We start from the raw sequence: 18,063 nt of genomic DNA, 5'->3' as shown, positions 1-18,063 counted from the left end.
TGTCGATGGAGCCGGATACCCCCGCCCAGCCGGCAAGCAGACGTGACGAGCTTCTGGACCTGGCCGCGACCATGTTTGCCGAACGCGGCCTGAAGGCGACGACAGTCCGCGATATCGCCGACTCCGCGGGAATCCTGTCGGGCAGCCTGTACCACCACTTCAAGTCCAAAGAGCAGATGGTCGAGGAAGTGCTCAAGGACTTCCTCGACTGGTTGTTCGCCCGATACGAGCAGATCCTGGATCAGGAGTCCACCCCGCTGGGGCGGCTCACCGGATTGTTCATGACCTCGTTCGAGGCCATCGAGCACCGGCATGCGCAGGTTGTGATCTACCAGGACGAGGCCAAGCGGCTGTCCTCGCTGCCGCAGTTCGGCTTCGTCGATGAGCGCAACAAAGAGCAGCGCAGGATGTGGCTGGACATCCTGGAGCAGGGCATGGCCGACGGCTCCTTCCGCCCCGACCTGGACGTCGACCTGGTGTACCGGTTCATCCGCGACACCACCTGGGTCTCGGTCCGCTGGTATCAACCGGGCGGACCACTCACGGCCGAGCAGGTCGGCCGCCAGTACCTCGCCGTAGTTCTCGGCGGAATCACCCTGTCAAAGGAGACAAACAATGCCTGAGGCATACATCGTCGACGCAGTGCGTACGCCGGTCGGGAAGAAGAATGGCTCGCTGGCAGAGGTGCACCCGATCGATCTCGGCGTGCACGCGTTCCGCGCCATCTTCGACCGCAATGACGTCGACCCGGGTGCGGTCGACGACGTCATCGTCGGCTGCGTCGACGCCATCGGCGGGCAGGCCGGCAACATCGGCCGCCTGACCTGGCTGGCCGCCGGCTACCCCGAGGCCGTCCCCGGCGTCACCGTCGACCGACAGTGCGGTTCCAGCCAGCAGGCCATCTCCTTCGGCGCGCAGGCAATCATGTCCGGCACCGCTGACCTGATCCTGGCCGGCGGTATGCAGAACATGAGCTGGATCCCGATCTCGTCGGCCATGGTGGTCGGCAAGGAGTTCGGATTCACCTCACCCACAAACGAATCCAAGAACTGGCTGCACCGCTACGGCGACCAGGAGATCTCGCAGTTCCGCGGCTCGGAGATGATCGCCGAGAAGTGGGACATCTCTCGCGAGGAGATGGAGCAGTTCGCCTACAACAGCCACCAGCGCGCGTTCGCCGCGATCCGGGCCGGACACTTCGACAACGAGATCGTCCCGGTCGGTGACTTCGGCGTCGACGAGGGCCCGCGCGAGTCGACGCTGGAGAAGCTGGCGTCGCTCAAGCCGTTGGTCGAGGGTGGCCGACTGACCGCCGCACTGGCGAGCCAGATCTCCGATGGTGCGGCGGCGGTCCTGTTGGCCTCCGAGGAGGCGATCAACAAGTACAAGCTGAAGCCGCGTGCCCGCATCCACCACATCAGCGCGCGTGGCGACGATCCGGTGATGATGCTGACCGGCCCCATCCCGGCCACCCAGTACGCGCTGGAGAAGACCGGCCTGTCGATCGATGACATCGACACCGTCGAGATCAACGAGGCCTTCGCGCCCGTCGTGCTGGCCTGGCTCAAGGAGACCAAGGCCGACCCGGCCAAGGTCAACCCGAGCGGTGGCGCGATCGCCCTGGGGCACCCGCTGGGAGCCACCGGCGCCAAGCTGTTCACCACCATGCTCAACACCCTGGAGCGCACGGGCGGTCGCTACGGTCTGCAGACGATGTGCGAGGGCGGCGGCACCGCCAACGTGACGATCATCGAGCGCCTCTAGTCTCTCCACCAACAGACGCAAATGTCCCCCAAACCAGCCGGTTTGGGGGACATTTGCGTCTGCGCGTCAGGGAAGGCTCACACCCAACGGTTGCGCGGGGGTGGTGCCTGCGGCGTCACCCACGCCTTGGCGTAGCGGTTCTTGCCGGCCCGCTGCGGGTCGCGGCTGCGGTAGACCACAAAGGGGCGGAACATATAACCGATGGGCGCGCTGAACATGTGCACCAACCGGGTGTAGGGCCAGAAGCCGAGCAAGGCAACCACTATCAGGACATGCGCCTGGAACGTCCACGGGGATTCGGCCATCAGCTCCGGTGCCGGATGCAGCGTGAACAAGCTGCGGAACCACGGCGACACGGTTTCGCGGTAGTTGTACGTCGAGAACACGTTGGTCAGCGTGTTCAGCATTCCGGTCACCAGGGCACCAACCAACAGCAGGTACATCACCTTGTCGTTGAACGTGGTCACTGTGCGCACTTCCGGGACGGTGACCCGGCGGTAGAGCAGGATGCCCACCCCGGCGATGACGGCCAGACCGGCCAGCGAACCCAGGCTCACCGACATGAGGTGGTAGACATGCTCCGAGATACCCACCGCCGCGGTCCACGACTGCGGGATCAGCAGCCCTACGACGTGCCCGCCCACGACGCCGAGCATGCCGAAATGGAACAGCGGGCTTCCCAGCCGCAGCAGTCGGCTCTCATAGATCTGCGAAGACCTTGTGGTCCACCCGAACTGGTCGTTCTTGTAGCGCCAGATGTGTCCGAGTATGAAAGAGGTGAAGGCGATGTACGGAAGGGTCACCCACAACACGTTGCTCATCGCCTTGCCCCCTGACCAGTGGGATCCATCGTCATCGGGTCCATCGCGAACGGGTCGAGGCCGACATCCTCGTCGGGCGGCCCCTCGGCGGCGAGCTGGGCGATCCGCCGGCGGTCGGCACTGTTCACCGGCGGAAGCGTGGCCAGGACCGCGGCCAGCAGCCCGGTGTAGTAGGAGTCGTTGTCCTGCAGTGAGAGTCGCAGCAGTTCGAGCACGGGGACATGCTCGGCCAGTAGCCGCTCACCCTGCACCTGGTCGACGGTCGCCGCGAACTCCAGCACCATGGGCAGATAGTCGGGAAGCTCTGAGTCCCCGATGTCGATGCTGGCCTGGCGGTAGGCGTGCTTGAACCGCAACAAGGCCATGCCGCGCTTGCGGGTGTCCCCGTAGGCGTAGTAGGTGAGATGCAGGCTGCTGCGCCGCTGCATGTCGAACGTCTCGACATAGTTCGACGCACGCTGCATCGGGTCCGTTTCACCGAACTGACGCAGGAATTCTGTCAGCGGCGCCCGCACCGAATCCGGCAGTTCGGCTGTGACAGCGTCCAGTTGGTCGACGAGATCGGCGGTTTCGGCCGTCGGATAGTCGAGCAACAGCGCCGTGATGCGCCACACCAGACGCTGCTGGCGCTCGGACAAAGCGGAGCCCGTACCTGTTCTGCGGCCGAGAGTAAGTAGCTTCATGTGGTCGGCAACAGCCCGTCTGTGCTCCGGCCGTCCCAGTTGAGCAGGTTGACCCGCGTCGGATCACCTTGCGGAACAGCATCGTTGGTGTTGGTCAGATGGAACTTGTCCACCATGGTGTCGTATGCGGTCATTCCGGGCCCGCCGTCGCCGTCCAGGCTGCAACCGGTGGCAATCGCGTCGAGGCGGTGCGCATCGGAGCCGGCCCCGGTCGGGATGACGTAGCGGTCCTGGTATTTCGCGATCGCCAGCAGCCGGTACATCGCCTCGATCTCCTCGCCGCTCAAGCGCACCGATTCCGGGATGGTCTCGTCGAACTCTTCGCCGAGATTGGCCGACCGCATGTAGGCCCGCATGGCCGCCAGCCGCTGCAGCGAGGCTCGCACCGGGCCCACCTCGCCGGCGGTGAACAACTCGGCGAGGTATTCGATCGGGATCCGCAGCGTGTCGATGGCGCCGAACAGGTTGTTCTTGTTCTCGCCGTCGTGACCGGTCTCCTTGAGAATGTCCACCACCGGTGACAGTGGCGGCACGTACCAGACCATCGGCATGGTCCGGTACTCCGGATGCAGGGGCAGGGCCACCTGATAGTCGACGATCAGCCGGTACACCGGTGAATTCTGGGCCGCTTCAATCCATTCCGGGGAGATGCCGGCCCGTTCGGCTTCGGCGACCACCCGTGGATCGTGCGGGTTGAGGAACACCCCGAGCTGTGACGGGTAGAGGTCCTTGTCGTCGGTGACCGATGCTGCCTCGAGCACCGCGTCCGCGTCGTACAGCATCACGCCGATGTAGCGGAGCCTCCCGACGCAGGTCTCCGAACACACGGTGGGAATACCGACCTCGACGCGGGGATAGCAGAACGTGCACTTCTCGGCCTTGCCGGTCTTGTGGTTGAAGTAGATCTTCTTGTACGGGCACCCGGTGACGCACTGCCGCCAGCCTCGGCACTTGTCCTGATCCACCAGCACGATGCCGTCTTCGGAGCGCTTGTAGATCGCGCCGGAGGGGCACGCCGCGGCGCAGGCCGGGTTGAGGCAGTGCTCGCAGATCCGCGGCAGGTAGAACATGAACGTCTGCTCGAACTCGAGCTTGACCTTCTCGGATACTTCGGCAACTTTGGCCAGCAACGGGTCCCGGCCCACCTGCTCCGGCCCGCCACCCAGATCGTCATCCCAGTTGGCACCCCAGGTGACCTTGGTGTCCCGGCCGGTGATCAGGGATTTGGGCCGTGCCACCGGCGTGGTGTCCATGGCCGGCGCCGACAGCAGGTTCTCGTAGTCGTACGTCCACGGGTCGTAGTAGTCCGACACCGTGGGCAGGTCAGGGTTGGCGAAGATGTTCAGTAGCCGCTTGAACCGGGAGCCCGACTTCAGGGTCAGCTTGCCGCGCTTGTTGAGCGTCCAGCCGCCCTTCCACTTCTCCTGATCCTGGTATTGGCGTGGATAGCCTTGTCCGGGGCGGGTTTCCACGTTGTTGAACCACACGTACTCCACACCGCTGCGGTTGGTCCAGGCCTGCTTGCACGTGACGCTGCAGGTGTGGCAGCCGATGCACTTGTCGAGGTTCATCACCATCGCAAGCTGCGCCATCACCCTCATTGGTCCACTCCGCAAGCTTTGTGTCCGGTCATGCGTCAGTACTCCACTTCCTGCGAGCGACGACGAATCGTGGTGACCTCGTCGCGTTGGTTTCCGGTGGGCCCGTGGTAGTTCAGGGCGAAGGACTGTTGCGCGTACCCGCCGATCAGATGGGTGGGCTTGATCATGATGCGGGTCAGCGCGTTGTGGATGCCGCCGCGCTTCCCGTTCTTCTCGGTGCGCGGCACGTCGACCGCTTTGTCCTGGGCGTGATACATGAACACCAGGCCCTCGGGCATACGGTGGCTGACGATCGCGCGGGCGTTCACCACGCCGTTGCGGTTGGTGCACTCGATCCAGTCGTTGTCCTTGACCCCGATCTTGGCGGCATCGACGTCCGACATCCAGATGCACTGGCCGCCACGCGAAAGCGTGAGCATGTACAGGTTGTCCTGATAGGCAGAGTGAATCGACCATTTGGAGTGCGGGGTCAGGTACCGCACCGTGATGCCTCCCGCGGTGTCGCCGACGGCGGGTTCGTCGAACAACGCGGTCATGTCCAGCGGCGGCCGGAACGTCGGCAGCTGCTCGCCGAGTTCACTCATCCAGTCATGATCCAGATAGAAATGCTGGCGGCCGGTCAACGTGTGCCAGGGCTTCAGCCGTTCGGTGTTGATGGTGAAGGGGGAGTAGCGCCGGCCACCGGTCTCCGAGCCGGACCATTCCGGCGAGGTGTTGACGGGCACCGGTCGGGCCTGGGTGTCGGCGAACGTGATTCGCTTGCCTTCGTTCTCCTTGGCCAGGTCAACCAGTTCGGTTCCGGTTCGCCGTTCCAGCGCTTCGAAGCCTTCGACGGCCAAGCGCCCGTTCGTGGTGCCCGAGAGCGCGAGGATGGCCTCGGCGGCGTGGGTGTCCTTGGCCAGCGAGGGGCGTCCGATCGCCACACCGCTGACCACCGCGCCGTTGATCCCGCGCAGGTACTCGACCTCCTCATCGGGATGGGTGGTCACCCCCTTGGTGGTGAGTCCGACGGTTTCCACCATCGGCCCGAGCGCGGCCATCTTCTCGGCGATCGCCGGATAGTCGCGGTCCACCGTGATGAGCCGGGGCATGGTCTTGCCGGGAATCGGTTCACACTCGCCGGCTCGCCAGTCCAGCACGTGACCGCCGGGTTGGGCGGTGGCATCGGCGCTGTCATGCTGCAGCGGCATCGCCACGATGTCTTTGCGCTTCCCCAGGTGCTTTTCGGCCAACCACGAGAAACCGCGGGCGATGCGGTGAAACGCGTCGAAGTCGGTCTTGGTCTCCCACGGCGGCGAGATCGCCGGCGAGAAGGCATGTACGAACGGGTGCATGTCGGTGCTCGACAGGTCGTGTTTCTCGTACCAGGTCGCGGCGGGCAGGACGATGTCGGAGAACAACGTGGTGCTGGTGTTGCGGAAATCCAGCGACAGCAACAGGTCGAGCTTGCCTACCGGTGCCTCGTCGCGCCAGCGCACCTCCTGGGGGCGGATGCCGTCCTCGTCGCGCGCGGCCACCGCGGAGTCGGTGCCGAGAAGATGTTTGAGGAAGTACTCGTTGCCCTTGGCGGACGAACCCAGCAGATTGGACCGCCACACCGTGAGGCACCGCGGGAAGTTCTCCGGGGCGTCGGGATCCTCGCAGGCGAACTGCAGATGACCCGACTTGAGCCCGTCCACCACGTATTCCGCCGCGTCCTTGCTCATCCGGATGGCTTCATCGGCCAGATCCAACGGGTTGCGGTTGAAGGTCGGGTAACTCGGCATCCACCCGAGCCGCGTGGCCAGCGCGATACTGTCCGCCACGGTGCGGCCGGCGAAGCGTCCCTCGGCCAGAGGTGAGGCCATCACCTCTGAGGTGAACGGGTCGTAGCGCCACTGATCGGTCGCCAGATACCAGAAGATCGTGCCCTGCATCTGCCGCGGCGGCCGCTGCCAGTCGAGGCCGAATGCCAGTGTGGCCCAACCGGTCACCGGCCGGCATTTCTCTTGGCCGACATAGTGTGCCCAGCCGCCACCGTTGACGCCCTGGCAGCCGGTGAGCATGACCAGCGTGAGAAACGATCGGTAGATCTGATCGGAATGGAACCAGTGGTTGGTGCCCGCGCCCATCAGGATCATCGACCGGCCCTTGGAACGTTCGGCGTTGTCGGCGAACTCCCGTGCGATGCGCTCGGCGGCCTGCGCGGGCACACCGGTGATCGTTTCCTGCCAGGCCGGTGTGTAGGGCTCGGTGGCGTCGTCGTAACCGGAAGGCCACTGCCCGGGCAGCCCGTCGCGGGCGACTCCGTACTGCGCCAGCATCAGGTCGAACACCGTTGTCACGCGGTGTCCGGCAACCATTTTGGTGGGTACGCCGCGTTCCAGCACGCCCGGCTTGTCGCTGTCGAACCGCGGCAGGGCAACGTTCGCTGTGCCGTCGTTGTCGCCGTGCAGCGTCAGCATCGGGTGGACACCCTGCAGGTCGAGGTTCCAGCGGCCCTCACCGGAGGCGGTGAACCGGTGCCCGAGTGAGCCGTTGGGCACCACGGGCCGCCCGGCCTGGTCCAGCAGGACCGTTTTGGAGTCGGCGGCTTCCGTTTCCGCATGTTCGCCGCCGAGATCGGCCGCGGTGAGGAACTTCCCCGGCAGCACCCGTCCGTCGCGTTCGACCAGGGTGACCAGGAACGGCAGGTCGGTGTACTTCTTGACGTATTCGGTGAAGTACGGCGTCTGGTTGTCGACGAAGAACTCTTTGAGGATCACGTGGCCCATCGCCATCGCGAGGGCGGCGTCGGTGCCGGGGCGGGCCGGAAGCCACTCGTCGGCGAACTTGGTGTTGTCGGCGTAGTCCGGCGACACCACGACCACCTTCTGGCCGCGGTACCGGGCCTCGGTCATGTAGTGCGCGTCGGGTGTTCGGGTGACGGGGACGTTGGAGCCCCACATGATCAGGTAGCCCGCGTCGAACCAGTCGGCTGATTCGGGCACGTCGGTCTGGTCGCCGAACACCTGCGGCGAAGCGACCGGCAGGTCGGCGTACCAGTCGTAGAACGACAGCATGGACCCGCCGAGCAGCGAGATGAACCGGGCGCCGACGGCGTGGCTGACCATCGACATCGCCGGGATCGGTGAGAAGCCGGCCACGCGGTCCGGTCCGTACTTCTTGACGGTGTGGACGTGGGCGGCCGCGGCGATCTCGGCGGCCTCCCACCATTCGGCACGCACGAACCCGCCCTTGCCGCGGGCGCTCTTGTAGCGCTTCGACTTCTCTGGATCCTCGACGATGTCGGCCCACGCCAGCACCGGGTCCTTGAGCCGCTCCTTGGCCTCGCGGTAGTACTCCAGCAGCACACCGCGGACGTACGGATAGCGCACGCGCGCAGGCGAATACGTGTACCAGGAGAACGACGCTCCACGTGGGCAGCCGCGCGGCTCGTACTCGGGCTTGTCGGCGCCGACCGACGGATAGTCGGTCTGCTGCGACTCCCACGTGATCACGCCGTCCTTGACGTAGATCTTCCAGGAGCAGGATCCGGTGCAGTTGACGCCGTGGGTCGAGCGCACGACCTTGTCGTGTGCCCAGCGGTCCCGGTAGAAGTCATCAGCCGAGCGGCCGCCGACCTTGTGCAGGGTCCGCTGATCGTCCGAGATCTCACCGCGGTGGAAGTACTTCCCCAGTCGCAGCAAAGCGTCGGCAGGCGTTGCGCCACCCACATGTGAATCGGCCACGATCCGTCCCTCCAAGCTGTTGATTCACGAGCGTAAGAGGGTTGCGGAGGCCGTCAAAAGAACGCACTGGACCGTGTTCAGCCCTGTGAAATCGCGTTAACGCACAAGTTATTTCGCGGGAACGTGGCAGTCATACAGCCATTTGCCGCCGCCGCTCCGATTACCGCTCCCACCTGCGGTGACCGCGTGGATGCCGGCTCGGCGCGAGCGGTCGGGGCGCGGAAATCCACGGTTCGGACCGCAGGCGCGGGATCGATGATTTATCACTCCGGTAACAATGCGCCGGCCTGCCCGCCGGGCTTCGTCCAGGCGATGGTGTGCCGGAATGCCAGCCGGCGGCGCATCTGTGCGCCCGGCATGACGTCCCGGACCATCGTCTGCAGCTGATCGAAGCTGAGTTGAGGATCGCGGACGGGGAATGGCGGGGGCACCGGCCCGCCTGGCACCGGGCGCGGGTGCTTGATCAGGCCGATGAGCGGGTTGGTCACCGCGGACGCCAGATCCCACGCGGTATCGCGGAGGGAGCTGGGGGCGGCCAGTCCGACCGCCAGGAACCGCCCGCCCGGGCGCAGCAGTCGTTTGACGTCGATCAGCGCCTGCTCGACGTCGAGGTGGTGCAGCACCGCGATCATGGTGATCAGGTCGACGGGCCCGTAGAGTTCGGCGAGTTGGCTGTCGTCGATGGTGACGTTGGTCAGGCCGGCACACCGCCGGGCCGTCTCAGCGCGCATGCCCGCATCGAGATCCGTGCCACGGACCCGGGCGAACTCACCGGCCAGTTGAGCCACCAACCCGCCTTGGCCGCATCCGATGTCGATCGCGGTGCCACGGTGCGCGGGCAGGTTCGCCAGGATCCAGCGATGGAAATGGTCGTTGTGGCTCCACGGGTGCCTGCTGTTGAAGTTGTGCAGTCCTTGGGCGGCCCGCCTCACCACGGGGTTCTCGACGCGACGGATGTCCATGCATCCACTGTGCCAATCGCCGCGAAACAGCGCGAGCAGTCCCACGCAAGCGGGAGGGGCCCCAGCAGAATCGCCCTTCTCCGAGGAGAAAAGGGCGATTCTGTGTCTGCTCGGCAGGGGAGGTTACTGGATGTAGCCCGACGCGGACTGCAGGTGCTCGATGGCCTCGTCCACGATCTTCTCGACCAGCTCAGCGCAGGACGGCAGGTCGTTGATGATTCCGGCCACCTGCCCCGAGGCCAGCACGCCGGCGTCGGTATTGCCCTCCACCAGACCGGCTTTGAGCAACATCGGGGTGTTGGCGGCCATCACGACCTGCGACCAGGTCAGCTCTTTGCCGTGCCGCATGGCCAGGCCGTCCTTCGCCATAGACAACCAGGTCATGCCCGAGAGCTTCTTGAACTTCTGGGCGTTGCCGATCGCGGCCGCGAAACCGCGTGCCCGCGAGCCGCTTTCCAGCTTCTCCACCAGGCCGGTGCGCAGCACCCGGTGCGGCATGCCGTCGACGCGGGTGGACACCACGGTGCCGTCCAGCGCCGCCTGCAGATACCGCTCCTTGACCGCGTCGGGCACGGTGGAATCCGAGGTCAGCAGGAACCGGGTCCCCATGGCGACTCCGGCCGCACCGTAGGACAGTGCGGCGGCCAGGCCGCGCCCGTCGAAGAAACCGCCTGCGGCGATCACAGGCATGCCGGTGTCCTTGACCGCGTCGAGCACCGACGGCAGCAGCAGCGTGGTGGCGACCGGACCGGTATGGCCACCGCCCTCACCGCCCTGCACGATCACCGCGTCCGCACCCCAGCCGGCCACCTTCTTGGCGTGCTTGGCCGCGCCGACCGACGGGATCACCACGACCCCGGCGTCTTTGAGCTTGGCGATCAACTCGGGCTTGGGAGCTAGAGCGAAGGAGGCGACTTTGACTCCTTCGCGGATCAGGAGGTCGACGCGGGCACCGGCATCGCCCGCATCGGCACGCATGTTGATGCCGAAGGGCTTGTCGGTGGCGGCCTTGACCTTGGTGACGGCGGTCTGCAGTTCCTCGAGCGTCATCGTCGCTGACGCCAGGATGCCGAGCCCGCCGGCATTGGAGGTTGCGGCGACCAGTCGTGCACCGGCCACCCAGCCCATTCCCGTCTGCACGACGGGATGCTCGATACCGACCAGCTCGGTCAGCGGAGTCTTGAGCTTGCCCACTATTTCGCCTCGACTACTTTCACTTCCTTGTCGCGCAACGACTTCGGATCGATGGTTTCGCGGAGCAACTTGAGCTCCTCGTCGGAGGGCAAACGGGTGACCTCGGCGGAGTCCAAACCGTGGACCTCGAAGGAGGTGTTGTCGGCAACCTGTTGAGCCTCGACGCCGGGGTGCAGCGACACCGCGCGCATCTGGTGGTCGGGGCCGTTGAAGTCGAACACACCCAGGTTGGACACCACGCGGTAGATGTTGGCGAATCGGTAGGCCGGGTTCTCGGGATCGATCTTGTCCCAGCCGATTCCGGAGACGATGTCCACCGATTCGGTGAACACACGCTTGGAATGGTTACCCACGAAGTAGCTCGTGGCGTGGTTGATGCTGTTGCCGGGGGCGCCGCGGACGCCGAACATCTGGCGGGTCGGGTGCTGGATCGGACCGAAGGCCGACAGGTTCTGGTTGCCATAGCGGTCGATCTGGTTGGCGCCCATCACCACATGACGCTTGCCCCAGGCCAGGGTCTCGAAGACGCGGTTGAACGGCATCCAGCCCTCGACGGTGAACGGAGCGCCGATCGCCGGGGTGTCGGCCAGGATCCGGGCCTCACCGTCGGTCAGCACGATGTCGGGGGAGAAGGTCAGCCGGGCCAGCCGGGCGCCGATCTGGACGACGGTGGTCATCGGGCTGGCCATGATCTCGCCGGCGTCACGGAACAGTTCGGCACAGGCGACGGCGCACACCTCAGCGCGGGTTACGGCAATCACTTGGCATCTTCCTTCTGGGCCGACTGAGCTTCCTCGAACTTCCGAACGGCGGCCTGGTAATCAGCCTCGCTACCGGACAGGTACGTCTTGACGAACTCGGCCCAGGTCTCGTCGGAGCCTGCGGCCTCCGCGTAATGGCGCTGGAACTTCTCGTCGCGCCGGTAATCCGGCTCGTTGGTGGTGAAGTGGGCGCCGTTGGGCGCCTCGACCACAGAATCGACCATCATCCGGTTGATCAGAAGGGCCTGCGTCGGAACGGCCTTGACCAGTTCCTCGGTGGAGACCACGCGCTCGACCGACAGGAATCGGCGTTGTGCCGACATCAGGAACAGGTCGTCGAAGTACGGGTCGATACCGGTGTAGGCCGCATTGCCCTGGGCGTCACCGAGATTCATGTGGACGAACGCCGCATCGAGGTTCAGCGCGGGCATCGCGATGAGCTCCTCGTGGGCACCGTCGGTCGGGTAGGGCGACTTCACGGTCTTGAGCTCGTCGCCCCAGAACGTGCGGACGTCGCTTCCGAGCCCGGCGCGGATCGGCAGGAACGGCAGCCGTTGGGCGGCGGCCTGCAGGCCGCAGCGCAGCATGCCCTCGTCCATCTCGCGGGCCTCGATCGCACCGCTGGTGCGGGCCTTGGCGAACCACGGGTCGTAGAACGGCGGCGAGTCCAGTGAGACGAAGCCGTAGTAGACGCGCTTGACCTTTCCCGCCGAGCACAGCAGGCCCAGATCGGGACCGCCGTAGGTGACCACGGTCAGGTCTTTGACATCGGTGCGCAGCAGGGCGCGCACGAAGGCCATGGGCTTGCGCCGCGAGCCCCAGCCGCCGATGCCGATGGTCATACCGCTCTCGATGGAGGCCACCGCCTCGTCGAGAGTTGTCCTCTTGTCTGTCATTTCTCCCCTTCTCGCTTCGCTCGTGCCCGCCGAATCATTTGGATCCCTTCTCGGTCCCGGCGAACGCGTCACGATGCTCGTCGGACACGCCGGACAGGTTGAGTTCGAAGGTGAAGCCCTGCTCCATGCGGTACCGCGCGTTGACGGGCTGCACGTCGATGAAGTTCAGTGCCTCCTTTGCCGCCCGGATCACCCGGGTGTCCTTGCTGGCGATGTCGCGGGCGACGCGCAGCGCGGCCTCGTCGAGCTCAGCGCGCGGGACCACTTCGTGCACCGATCCGAAGTGGTGCAGCGTCTCGGCGGGAACGGTGGCCGCGGTGAAGAACAGCCGGCGCATCAGGTGCTGGGGGACCAGGCGGGAGAGGTGAGTGGCGGCACCGAGCGCGCCGCGCTCCACTTCGGGCAGGCCGAATTTGGCGTCATCGGACGCGACGATCACGTCGGCGTTGCCGACCAGTCCGATTCCGCCGCCGACACAGAAGCCGTTGACGGCCGCGACGACGGGGACCTCGCACTCGTAGACGGCCTTGAATGCGTGGTAGCAGCCACGGTTCGCGTCGATCAACGCGGTGAAGCCTTCGGTGTTCTGCATTTCCTTGATGTCCACGCCGGCGTTGAAGCCACGGCCCTCGGCCCGCAGGATCACGACGTGGGTGCTGCGGTCGCGGCCCGCGGCCGTGATCGCATCGCCGAGTTCGAACCAGCCGGCCGACGGGATGGCGTTGACGGGCGGGTAGTTGACGGTGACCGAGACGATGCCCGGTTCGACTGTCTTGGTGGTGATCGTCATCAATCCACTTCCTGAAGGGGTCGCTACCTAAGCAAGCACTTGCTTGGTACGCTAGCACAGTGACAGATACGCCAGAAGCCGGTGCCATCAGTTTGGGTTTGACCGGCAAGGTGGTCCTGGTGACCGGCGGAGTGCGAGGGGTTGGCGCTGGGATCAGCGCGGTTTTTGCCGGTCAGGGCGCCACCGTGGTGACCTGCGCTCGCCGTCCGGTCGAGGGATTGCCGTACGAGTTCCACTCTTGCGACATCCGCGATGACGACTCGGTGAAGGCCCTCATCGACGCGGTCGTCGAGAAGCACGGCCGCCTCGATGTGGTCGTCAACAACGCCGGCGGCTCGCCGTACGTGCTGGCCGCTGATGCGTCGGCGAAGTTCAGCACCAAGATCATCGAGCTCAACCTGATCGGCGCGCTGTCGGTGTCCACCCATGCCAACGCGGTGATGCAGAACCAGGGCTCCGGCGGTTCCATCGTCAACATCTCCAGCGTCAGCGGCCACCGGCCAACGCCGGGGACGGCTGCCTACGGTGCGGCGAAGGCCGGCATCGACAACCTCACCTCAACCCTGGCCGTGGAGTGGGCGCCGAAGGTCCGGGTGAACTCGGTGGTCGTAGGCATGGTCGAAACCGAACAGTCCGAACTGTTTTATGGCGACGCCGAATCCATCGCGGCCATCTCGCGCAATGTGCCGCTGGGCCGGCTCGCCAAGCCGGCCGATATCGGCTGGGCCACGGCATTTCTGGCCTCGGATGCGGCCTCGTACATCAGCGGCGCGTCGTTGGCGGTGCACGGTGGCGGCGAGCCGCCGCACTACCTGTCCACCACGACCGCCGACATCAAGTAATTCGAAAAAGGAGACATGACAATGGGATTGCTCGACGGCCGGGTGGTCATCGTGACGGGCGCCGGTGGCGGTATCGGGCGTGAGCACGCGCTCGCGTTCGCGGCGGAGGGTGCCCGCGTCGTGGTCAACGACATCGGAGTGGGCCTGGACGGCTCGCCGGCCGGCGGCGGCAGCGCGGCGCAGAACGTGGTCGACGAGATCGTCGCGGCCGGAGGTGAGGCCGTCACCAGCGGCGCCAACGTCGCTGACTGGGCGCAGGCCGAGGGCCTGATCCAGACCGCGGTCGACGCGTTCGGCACCCTGGACGTCCTGGTGAACAACGCCGGCATCGTGCGCGATCGGATGTTCGCCAACGCCACCGAAGAAGAGTTCGACGCCGTCACCGCAGTGCATCTCAAGGGGCACTTCGCCACGATGAAGCACGCCGCCGCGTACTGGCGGGCCAAGTCCAAGGCCGGTGAAACCGTTGACGCTCGCATCATCAACACGAGCTCCGGCGCCGGTCTGCAGGGCAGCGTCGGCCAGGCCACCTACAGTGCTTCCAAGGCAGGCATCGCCGCGCTGACCCTGGTGGCCGCGGCCGAGATGGGCCGCTACGGCGTCACCGTCAATGGCATCGCCCCGTCGGCGCGGACCCGGATGACCGAGACCGTCTTCGCGGACATGATGGCCACCCAGGACCAGGCTTTCGACGCCATGGCCGCGGAAAACATCTCGCCTCTGGTGGTGTGGCTGGGCAGCGTCGAGTCAAAGGACGTCACCGGCAAGATGTTCGAGATCGAAGGCGGCAAGATCCGCATCGCCGAGGGTTGGGCGCACGGACCGCAGATCGACAAGGGCGCCAAGTGGGATCCCGCCGAGCTGGGCCCGGTCGTCAACGACCTGCTGGCCAAGGCCCGCCCCGCGGTGCCCGTATACGGCGCATAAGTTTCTCCGCCGAACAGTCCCCCGCAAGCGGGTGGTACCCCCAGCGAAACCCCCCAATTCCCAGTGGAATTGGGGGGTTTCGTGTCTGCTCGTGCGTCAAGCGGCGTCCTTCTCCGCCTTGTCTTTTGTGCCGGTCTGGCCGGTGGCCTTCTTGACCGCATCCTTGATGTCGCGCACCGAGGACGAGATCTGATCGCGGGTCTTCTCCACGACTGCGTGTACCTTGTCGCCCGAGTCGGTCACAGCCTTCTTGCGGCCGGGAACGGTCTTGTTGCCATCGCTGAGATCGGTTGTACCAGTGCGTGACTTGGCGACGGTACGCGCTTCGGTGACGGCCGACTCGGCGGTCGAGTCCGCCTCTTCGGTGGTCGTGTCACCCGCGGTCTGGACATCATCGGCCGCGGTCTTGACGATGTTGTTCACGGCGGTCTTGGTGTCCTCGATACCCGTCGAGACCTTCTCGCGTAATTCGCTCTCGCTCTTGGGGATTGCCTTGTTCACCCGGTCGATGATCTCGGCGCCGATGGCGCGGTTGAACTTGGTCACCGAGAATCTGGCGTCGGCGATGCTGCGATTGATCGCGGTGGCGATGGCCGCCGGATCGCGCGTGGCGAACGCATCCGTCACCTGCGTGGCCGCGGCATTGAGCTGCCTCGACAGTGTCCGCACCTGACGCAGGGCCTCGACGCGGAACGGGGTTTCGGGCCCGATCTCGGTGCCGTTCCAATTGACGACGCGCCAGCCGTCCTCAGGATTGCCCTCCACCACCACGTAACCGGTATTTCGCAGGGGATTGGTCATCAGCCACATCGGGTCCGCATTTTCGGCATTCAGGAAAACCCAGAACATGATGGCGCCGCCATGCGAGAATGCCGCCACATTCCGGTCCCCGTTGTCATACATCGTCTGAATCGCACCATCCATACGCGCATCGAATTCCCGGCCGTTGATCGAACCGGGAATGCGGGCATCGAGATCGCCCTGCAGCCATTTCAACGGAGCCTGCAGGTAACCCTTCACGGCATCGGATTCCGGGGTTCCCTCGTAGATCCCCGCCTCGATTTCCTGGAGGCCGGGAACAACCTGGATCGGGAGGCCGAGGTACTCGGCCATCGGCGCGGCGGTCAGCTGGGTCCGGACCATCGTCGAGGCGTATATCGCATCGTAGTTGTTGTCGCCCAGCACTTTAACGATGTCGCGGGCCTGCTGTCGGCCCTTCTCGGTGAGGACGGGACCCGGCACCGAGGAGTCGGCAACGTTCGCCGCGTTCGCGGTGGACTCGCCGTGGCGAATGAACGTGATCCGCATGACTTCCGCTGCGTGGGCGACCGGAATGGCCAAAAGAAATGCCAGGAACATCATTCCCATTCCCGCGATCGTCGCCCGGATACCCGAGCGTCTGAAACAACTCATTTCGCTGCGTTCCTCCAATCGTTGTGTATAAGTGGAGCGAAATGAACGTATGACTGATTTTTTCGGAAATGTGCGGATGTCCCGTTGTTCGAGACTTGTTATTGCCACGGGGATATCCGACGGGTCCATTCCGATTACCCGTCCAAAGAAAAGGGAGCCCCAGACCGAAAGGTCTGGGGCTCCGTGGGAAATGTAGGGAAATGTAGGTCGCTCAGGCAGCGTCTTTGGCGCCGCCTGCGTCGCTGTCGGCGCCGTCGCTGCCGGCCCCGTCACTGGCGCCGGCGGTCTGGCCGGTGGCCTTCTTGACGGCGTCGCCGAGCTGCTTGATCGACGACGACACCTGGCTCTGGGCATCCTTGACGGCGGTCCGAACCTGCTCGCCGGTAGTGCTGAGCGCCTTCTTCACACCCGGTACCGCCTTGTTGCCGTCGGACAGATCGCTCGCACCACGCGGAGTGGCGATGCTGTCCAGGGTCTCCCGAACCTTCGACTTCACAGCTGCGCCGGTTGACGGCTCGTCGGCTGACTTGCCTGACGCCGTGCCGGTGTCGCCCACCGCGTCCGGTGCCGCGGCGAGGTTGCGCGTGACGACGTTGGTTTCCACCGCGGCCTTCATGTTCTCCACGCCGGTGGACACCTTCTCCTGCAGATCTTCGGTGCTGGTCGGGATCGCAGCCGTCGTCCGCTTGATGATCTCGGCGTTGACCGCGCGATTGAACTTGAGCACCGAGAAGCCCGCGGCGGCGACGCCACGGTTGATCGCGGTGGCGATGGTCGCGGGATTGCCTGAGGCGAAGGACTGCACGATACCGTCCGTAGCCTGCTGCAGCTGCCGGCTCAGGGTGCGGAACTGCAGGCCCACCTCATGCTCGAATGATGGCTCGGGCGTGAACTTCTGGCCATTCCAGTCCACCAGGGTCCAGCCGTCTTCGGGGTTGCCTTCGACAACGACGTAGTCGGTATTGCCCAACGTGTACTGGCTCAGCAGCATGCCCTTCTGGGCCATGCTGAGGTTCTTCGCGTTCATGATCGTCCAGAACATGATCGTGGCGCCGTGCGAGAACACGATGGCGTTCCGATCGCCCTTGTCGTACATCCCCTGCAGGGCACCGTTCACGCCGGCATTGAAATCGTTGCCGTCGAAGTCGGTGCCCGGCTGGGTTGCGGTGAGGTCGGCCGGCGCGCCGGGCAAGAGACCCGCCCACTTGAGCGGCGCGAGGATGTAGGCCGTCCCGTACTGATCCTGCGACTTGCCCTCCAACGCGCCTGCCGGGATCTCGGAAATGCCGTCGACCACCTGGATCGGCAGGCCGAGGTACTGCGACATCGGGGTCGCGGTCTGCTGCGTGCGGAGCATGGTCGAGGCGTAGATCGCGTCGTAGTTGTTGTCACCGAGCCTGTCGACCACGTCTTCTGCCTGCTGGCGTCCGGTCGCGGTGATGCCGGGACCGGGAACGGTCGTGTCGATGATGTGGTTCGCGTTGGCCTCCGACTCGGCGTGACGGACGAACGTCACACGCATCACCTCGGCGGCATGGGCGACGGGCATCGCCAGGAAGAACGCGAGGAATGCCAAGGCGACACCCCCGATAATGCTGCGATATCGTGACGGCGGCGCGTCACCTTTGTGGCGGTTCATGTGTCTCCTCCATTGTGGCTGTACGGATTTCACGTGACCTGCCGGTGACACTGCGTTGGC

Annotated in this window: 15 protein-coding genes; 4 read left to right on the top strand and 11 right to left on the bottom strand. The window is 65.3% G+C overall.

What is annotated here, in order from left to right; genetic code table 11:
- Positions 1 to 5 precede the first annotated feature (5 nt).
- Positions 6 to 623: a TetR family transcriptional regulator KstR2 gene (kstR2, locus tag QQ25_RS27640; protein WP_029108235.1), complete on the top strand. Its 618-nt coding sequence runs from the start codon at positions 6 to 8 to the stop codon at positions 621 to 623.
- Positions 616 to 1,764 (top strand): steroid 3-ketoacyl-CoA thiolase FadA6, encoded by a 1,149-nt coding sequence (gene fadA6, locus QQ25_RS27635; RefSeq protein ID WP_039325544.1) that lies wholly within the window; start codon positions 616 to 618, stop codon positions 1,762 to 1,764. Before kstR2 ends, fadA6 begins: the two co-directional genes overlap by 8 nt.
- 77 nt (positions 1,765 to 1,841) lie before the next feature.
- On the opposite strand, the gene narI is transcribed toward fadA6, so the two are convergent.
- The 9 genes from narI to echA20 all read right to left on the bottom strand — a co-directional run bounded on the left by narI (position 1,842) and on the right by echA20 (position 13,182).
- Positions 1,842 to 2,585 (bottom strand): respiratory nitrate reductase subunit gamma, encoded by a 744-nt coding sequence (gene narI, locus QQ25_RS27630; RefSeq protein WP_039325542.1) that lies wholly within the window; start codon positions 2,583 to 2,585, stop codon positions 1,842 to 1,844.
- On the bottom strand, positions 2,582 to 3,268 hold the full coding sequence (gene narJ / locus QQ25_RS27625) for a nitrate reductase molybdenum cofactor assembly chaperone (RefSeq protein ID WP_039382244.1): 687 nt from the start codon (positions 3,266 to 3,268) through the stop codon (positions 2,582 to 2,584). Before narJ ends, narI begins: the two co-directional genes overlap by 4 nt.
- Complete coding sequence (narH, locus tag QQ25_RS27620) at positions 3,265 to 4,860, bottom strand: nitrate reductase subunit beta (RefSeq protein WP_039382742.1); 1,596 nt, start codon at positions 4,858 to 4,860, stop codon at positions 3,265 to 3,267. The genes narJ and narH overlap by 4 nt, the downstream gene beginning before the upstream one ends.
- 44 nt (positions 4,861 to 4,904) lie before the next feature.
- A complete protein-coding gene (locus QQ25_RS27615) occupies positions 4,905 to 8,579 on the bottom strand; it encodes a nitrate reductase subunit alpha (protein WP_234711991.1) in 3,675 nt (1,224 codons plus the stop codon).
- Between the two features lie 263 nt (positions 8,580 to 8,842).
- Positions 8,843 to 9,541, bottom strand: coding sequence for a class I SAM-dependent methyltransferase (locus QQ25_RS27610; RefSeq protein ID WP_039382242.1), 699 nt, complete (start codon positions 9,539 to 9,541; stop codon positions 8,843 to 8,845).
- A gap of 123 nt (positions 9,542 to 9,664) precedes the next feature.
- Positions 9,665 to 10,735, bottom strand: a complete 1,071-nt coding sequence (gene ipdC, locus QQ25_RS27605; RefSeq protein WP_039382240.1) for a (3aS,4S,5R,7aS)-5-hydroxy-7a-methyl-1-oxo-octahydro-1H-indene-4-carboxyl-CoA dehydrogenase — start codon at positions 10,733 to 10,735, stop codon at positions 9,665 to 9,667.
- Entirely contained in the window at positions 10,735 to 11,496 is a 762-nt protein-coding gene (gene ipdB / locus QQ25_RS27600; RefSeq protein WP_039325534.1) for a cholesterol ring-cleaving hydrolase subunit IpdB, read from the bottom strand. The genes ipdC and ipdB overlap by 1 nt, the downstream gene beginning before the upstream one ends.
- Positions 11,493 to 12,392, bottom strand: coding sequence for a cholesterol ring-cleaving hydrolase subunit IpdA (gene ipdA, locus QQ25_RS27595; RefSeq protein ID WP_039382239.1), 900 nt, complete (start codon positions 12,390 to 12,392; stop codon positions 11,493 to 11,495). Before ipdA ends, ipdB begins: the two co-directional genes overlap by 4 nt.
- A gap of 34 nt (positions 12,393 to 12,426) precedes the next feature.
- Positions 12,427 to 13,182, bottom strand: coding sequence for a (7aS)-7a-methyl-1,5-dioxo-2,3,5,6,7,7a-hexahydro-1H-indene-carboxyl-CoA hydrolase (gene echA20 / locus QQ25_RS27590; RefSeq protein WP_039382237.1), 756 nt, complete (start codon positions 13,180 to 13,182; stop codon positions 12,427 to 12,429).
- Positions 13,183 to 13,241: 59 nt separating this feature from the next.
- Between echA20 and QQ25_RS27585 the strand changes: the two genes are divergently transcribed.
- Both QQ25_RS27585 and QQ25_RS27580 read left to right on the top strand, forming a co-directional pair.
- The gene (locus tag QQ25_RS27585; RefSeq protein ID WP_039325527.1) at positions 13,242 to 14,024 is read left to right on the top strand and encodes an SDR family oxidoreductase; all 783 of its coding nucleotides are present in this window, start codon (positions 13,242 to 13,244) and stop codon (positions 14,022 to 14,024) included.
- A gap of 21 nt (positions 14,025 to 14,045) precedes the next feature.
- Positions 14,046 to 14,951, top strand: a complete 906-nt coding sequence (locus tag QQ25_RS27580; protein WP_039325525.1) for an SDR family oxidoreductase — start codon at positions 14,046 to 14,048, stop codon at positions 14,949 to 14,951.
- 96 nt (positions 14,952 to 15,047) lie between these two features.
- Here the strand turns inward: QQ25_RS27580 and QQ25_RS29900 are convergent, their stop codons facing one another.
- Both QQ25_RS29900 and QQ25_RS27570 read right to left on the bottom strand, forming a co-directional pair.
- Positions 15,048 to 16,637: a histidine phosphatase family protein gene (locus QQ25_RS29900; RefSeq protein ID WP_234711990.1), complete on the bottom strand. Its 1,590-nt coding sequence runs from the start codon at positions 16,635 to 16,637 to the stop codon at positions 15,048 to 15,050.
- A complete protein-coding gene (locus tag QQ25_RS27570) occupies positions 16,576 to 18,003 on the bottom strand; it encodes a histidine phosphatase family protein (RefSeq protein ID WP_039382235.1) in 1,428 nt (475 codons plus the stop codon). The genes QQ25_RS29900 and QQ25_RS27570 overlap by 62 nt, the downstream gene beginning before the upstream one ends.
- Between the last annotated feature and the right edge of the window lie 60 nt (positions 18,004 to 18,063).

It is taken from the genome of Mycolicibacterium setense (assembly GCF_000805385.1).
In the GTDB taxonomy this organism is placed as follows: domain Bacteria; phylum Actinomycetota; class Actinomycetes; order Mycobacteriales; family Mycobacteriaceae; genus Mycobacterium; species Mycobacterium setense.
This window is presented reverse-complemented; position numbering and strand designations above follow the sequence as displayed.